Origin of the sequence: Mesorhizobium sp., from assembly GCF_004962925.1 — a bacterium.
Classification (GTDB): domain Bacteria; phylum Pseudomonadota; class Alphaproteobacteria; order Rhizobiales; family Rhizobiaceae; genus Mesorhizobium.
In genome coordinates this window covers 1-5443 of sequence record NZ_SUEO01000311.1, presented here as the reverse complement: position 1 = coordinate 5443, position 5443 = coordinate 1, and the positions used below count along the sequence as shown (strand labels likewise).

Annotated in this window: 2 protein-coding genes; both read right to left on the bottom strand. The window is 58.6% G+C overall.

What is annotated here, in order from left to right:
* The coding region (locus E5W87_RS33600) for a hypothetical protein (RefSeq protein ID WP_292407707.1) at positions 1 to 1291 on the bottom strand (1291 nt) is incomplete at its 3' end.
* Positions 1292 to 2452: 1161 nt separating this feature from the next.
* The coding region (locus E5W87_RS33595) for an exodeoxyribonuclease V subunit beta (RefSeq protein WP_292407704.1) at positions 2453 to 5443 on the bottom strand (2991 nt) is incomplete at its 5' end.

The following is a 5443-nucleotide window of genomic DNA, read 5'->3' as shown; positions in this document are numbered from 1 at the left end:
CCCTAACTATGTTGTCAACATCCACTTTCGCAAATGCAGCTATAGTTCCGCTTGGCGGTCGAACATTCGTCCCGTCTATCACTATGGGTAAGCAACGATTCCCATCGATCTCGATCAAAGAGACTTCATTTGCGATGAGCCAGGGGAGACTATTGTCTGGGTAAATCCTTGGCACCTCTACCACGATGAACCTGTTTAAAGTAACAGCCTCAAGAATGTCGATCGGGACGACCCTCTTTATCGAGGGGTTGACACTGACATTTGAAACTTGCTCCTTTATTCTAGGGAGAGGAGGTCGGTATCCAGCCGGTTTACCCCGATATTCCGGCGAGAGTTGTGAAAGCTGGGCGTGAATATCGCTTCGAATGGTTGAAATTGTTTCTGCGAAGCGATCATCGGATGGAATGTGCGAGAGACCAGTTAGCGTTTTCTGCCTACGAAGGGAGAGAAATAACTTAAGTTGTGGATTGCCTAGCTGCAGTTTAACAAAAGAAATCGCGTTGTCGGCTGCGATCTGCCGGAGGTGGCCTCCTGTCTGCTCCTCAAGCAGGTTTTTGTTTTGATCGGCATAGTCACAAATACCTCGGACGGATATTGCGGGGATATCTGCGCTCTCTGCTGAGAGAAAAACAGCGCCTGACTCGGTCTCGATCGCGAGTGTTTTTCGATCTGCTCCTGCGACAACTTCTTTATAGACTTCACTTTTTGAAACCGCACCGCAAATGATGGTCCCGGGGTGCATCTTCGGTGCAGAGAGTTCTTCATACTTATCTGAGCGACCTATGAACTTCGAACCGATGAGTGATTTCGCTATTTCGAGGCGGTCATTTTGCCATTGCTCGTACTGAGGTCTTACGTCGCTCCCAAGCTGTACGTACTGAAAGGAAAAGGTGGCAGCTTTGTCTGTCTTGTAGAATTTATTATTGAAGCTGATTTGTAAACCGTCTTTTGTATCAGAGACCTTCGCATTTTCCAGTACGTCGACAACTGCACCCGTGAAGCAAACATCACCGACAGCGACATCTCCACTGATCCCCCCGGCGATTCCAACAACCAGAATCAAGCCGATGTCAAACTTTTTAATCAAAATATCGGCGGCTCGGCCGGCCGATGCTTTGCCCATGTCGTCTTGCAAAATAGCGACAGCGATAAGGTCGGGCTTGCCCGTATCCAATTCGACCAGAAAACTCTCGCCAATCACTTCCTCGTGTTTTACGGTGAAAAACGACCTCAGCCTTTCGAATTCCTCTCGAAGCGGAATTACGAGAGCAACATCGACATATCTTTTCATCATATCTCCCCAACCCCGATGTTCTGTTTACATGGCATAGCGACGGATGGACAAAGGACTGTGCGATTATCCCCACCATTCGGTAAAACGGTTGCCAAAGCCCGCCAAGGCCAAACATAGGTTCGCGCTTGACGGCGCTTCGTTCATGGCTATCCGCACGTTGTAAATGACGGGCCCGGCAATAAGCCACTCACCTTCAGCCGCAGACATCAAAGACGGGAGCGTTCACGCCGGGCTCGACGCGTCGCTCGGCGATTTGCGCGAACGGCATAAGGGCATGGTGCAATAATTGCTCGCATCACGCGAATTGCTCGCATCACGCGATTATAAGCCTGCGAGTATGATCCGAAGCACGACAAATGCGCACTTTTCAGTTCGGTCGAGAGCTCGCTACCTTGCACAGCTGCGACGGGAGCGTTCCGGTCAGGCTTGAAATACACAAGCTGCCACGGAACTAGGAGCCGCATGGTGGCGGGGAGAATTTATCCCCGCGCCAAAAACACTAAGTGGATCCAATCGTGCGCAAAGTCCCTGGCTGTCCGGTATCGGGCTGATCTGCTGCGGCTTCCATTGGGCAACCGCCAAGTCCCGACTATTGCAACGGACCAGCAACCCGATTCAGATTTTGGATGACAGGCCATCGATTGATTTGAATGTCGACCACTCGCCCGGGGCTCGTAGCGGCAATCCTTCACCTTGGACCGAGCGCAGTAGTACTGGTCGAGGCGCCGCTCGCAAGGACGGATTCGCGTTTCGACCCAACTCGGCATCGCGGGTTTGCCCGTCGAGATTTCATGCCGAATGTCTCCACCATCTCACCAAAAGCCGGAGCCGCTTCGAGATTGACGCGGCGCCGCTCATCGAATTCCGGTCGTAAAAGCCGGTCATCCGATCTGCGGAAAGGCAGGGAGATCATGGTAAAATATTCCTCGACGCGCTCAACTTTCGCGGACCGGGCTGTAGGCTGCCGGCCCGCCAATTTGGTTATAAGATCTATCACACCAATGGGCAGGAGATCCAAAAAAACTAGCAGAAACAGGCATCAAAAGAGGGGATTGACTGGCGGAGGGAGTGCCCGCCGCTTGACTCGATGTCGCTATAGTTCCTCAAATTCAGTCAGCGAACGACCGCATTGGGGTCAGAGGCGTGAATTTGACGACATCACCGGCCCCGCTCCGCGCGGATACTGGGCTTCACCCATCGTACAGTGCCGAGGGTCATATAGACCAACGCGCCGAGGCGAGCCCCGGTTGTTCGCAGGTAGTCCTCGAGTTGACCTGCGTGAATTCGCATGTCCTCCTCCGTCGGCGCGATGTCGCTTTTCCAATCGAGAACGACCGCAGCGCGACCGTTGTCCCATGCGACGGCGTCGATCCGGCCGGCAAGCGCTGTGGGCTCGCTCGCATCGGCGAGCAAGGCGTAGATCGGCCATTCTGGAACGAGACGCGGTCGCAGGGCGGCGATCTCCGGGAGATGCAGAGTTCGCCAAGCGGTCGAGGCGATTTCCCCGACTTCGGGAAGACCGGCCTCGTCTTCGCGATCGACCACCAGCTCTGCGATAAGCTCCCGAGCGCGATCGGCGAACCCGACGAGGTCTTCACCAAGTTCGCCGGTCAGGACCTCCTCCATGAGCTTGTGCAAGACGAGTCCTCGGACACGTCCTGCGCCGATCGGCAGCTCCGTCTCCGGAGCGTCGTTTGCGTCCATCAAAATCACCTCAGTCATGGGCCGGCGATCGGGATCGTGGTTGCTTGGCTGAAGCCATATGAGCGGGACGGCGGCAGCGGCGATAGCGGCGCGCTCTGTCTCGAAGATGTCCTGCGTCTGTCCGTTTGGCAAATCGACCGCGGCAGAGCGCGGTGCCCGATCGAAACGCGATAGGTCTAGCCGCGGCAGATCCTGGTACGCCAGGTCGACGATTCGCGCCCAGGATCGCTGTTCCGCCTGCGGCAGCTCCGGGACGACGAGGAGCTCGCGAGCGCGAGTGCATGCGACGTACCAAAGGCGCTCGCGTTCACGGGCAAGGCTTTCATCATCTAACGCGAGCGCCAGCAGAAGATCGGGCGGGACGACGTCGCCGATGACCCAGTGCAGCGTGTTATCGGACGCGCGATGCACGAACGGCTCGCGCGAGCGGAGCAAGGTGGCTGTGTTGACCGGAATCACCACCGGCCATTCCAGCCCCTTCGCGCTGTGGATTGTGATGATCTCGATGGCGTCGCCCTCGGCATCAACCCGGCCCTCGTTGGACGGAACCCCCTGACTCCAATCCCTAGTGATGTCACGGACGAACCGCTTGAGACCGGTGACGCCGTAGGGCCGCGGCCGTTCGAGAAAGGCTTCTACGTTCGCAGCCGCGCGGGCGCTGCGATCACCTTCGCGCGCGGCAAGAATGGGTCGAACGGCCAGCCACTCCGCTGCTTCAGCGAGCAGCAGCGCTGGTGTCGTTGCTCTCGATTTCCATCTCAGGTCTTGCAGGATCGAAAGTGTCCGACGCGCAATCGGATGCATGACGTCGCTCAGATCGGTCAACAACGAGAATCGCGGAACCGCGTGCGGGCGATCGGGATTTTGGGGCAAAGCCGCGGTGATATCGAGAAGCTCTTCCTCGGTCAGCCCGACAAGCGGGCCTCGCATCAGCGCGCCGAAGGCCAGGGTGTCGCCGGCGTCGGCGAGCACGCGAGCCAACGCGAGCATATCCTGCACCTCCTGACGTCGGAACAGGCCCTTGCCCGCTTGGGACGCGATCGGCAGGCCGCGTTGTTCCAGCGCGCGTTCATAGCGCCAGAGTTCGGTGCCCGTCGGCGCAAGCAGGGCTATGCCGCCGGGACTGAGCGGAGCCATCACGCCGTCGTCGTCGCGAACGTGCAGATTGCCGATGAGCCGCATGCAGAGTTCAGCGACGGCTTCTGCCTCGGCATCGCGGATGTGCTCTGATCGCGAATTGGGCGGCACGTCGACGGTGATCCTGGCCGCACACGGAAGATCATGGGAGGGGGGATCGATGGTCGCCGTGAGCGCCACATAGCCAGGTTGCCCGACACCAGAGAGTGGCGTCTCGAAACAGCGGTTGACATGGGTGAGAATGTCCGGTCGGGAGCGGAAATTTGCGGTGATCTGGATGATGTTGTCCGGCCACCGCCGTTCGATTGCGGTACGCGCCTGCGCATAAGATCCGACATCGGCGCCGCGGAACCGGTAAATGGCCTGTTTCGGGTCGCCGACCATGAAGAGCGCCCCAGACCTCAAGACGCTGTCCTGCCAGTGCGGCGCGCGGTCTTCAGCGGCGATCAGAAACAGGATTTCGGACTGAATGGGGTCGGTGTCCTGGAACTCGTCCACGAAGATATGCCGGTAGCGGGTTCCGAGAGCGCGCCGCACGGCATCGTGATCGCGGACCAGGGTCCGCGCCCGCTCCAGAAGGTCGTCGAAATCAAGGACGGCCGCGGCGCGTTTGAAGGCGGCGTAGTCGTCAAGCACCTCTTCGAGCTCATCGGACAGGCCTGCCACAAGCGCAGTGGCAACCCGGCCGAGCACCACCCGGTAGCAATGGTCGACCCGGTCGAAGTATTGGCCGGCCTCCTCACTGAGCTGGCTACCCAGATCTTTCCCGGCGACCTTTTCCCAGGCCGATTTTCGTCTTGGTCTGATTAGATCGAACGTGTTCTTCCGCATGCAGGAAAGTCGAATCGGATGGGCGAGCGCCCAGAGCCGGGGAAAATCGGGCGGCGCCTCAAAACTGCCGGCGTAAAAGTTTGCCAGCGTCTCGAGCTCGCCCACCAGCTCGAGCGTTTTGGGCTCGACGGGTTGAGCGGCTATCCAGTGCCGGAAATCCGCGACCGCTTCGGCCAGGTCGATGTCCGGGCGGCCGGTGAGGTCGGCAGGCAGCGCCCGCGCATCACGATGCTTGAGACGAAAGCGCGCCAGTTCCTGAAGGGTGGAGACAACGCGGCGGGGGTCTTCGCGCGACAAGACGGCGACCGGATCCCTTGGCCGCTCCGGACTGTTAAGCCGACGTTTGAGCCATTGCTCGAATACGGAGTCGAACGCAGCGGCGGCCTGGACCGCATCGAGCATCTGCGCGCCTGGATCAATATCAGCCTCGACCGCGTAGCTTGAGATGATGGTCTGACAGAAGGCGTGGATCGTTGC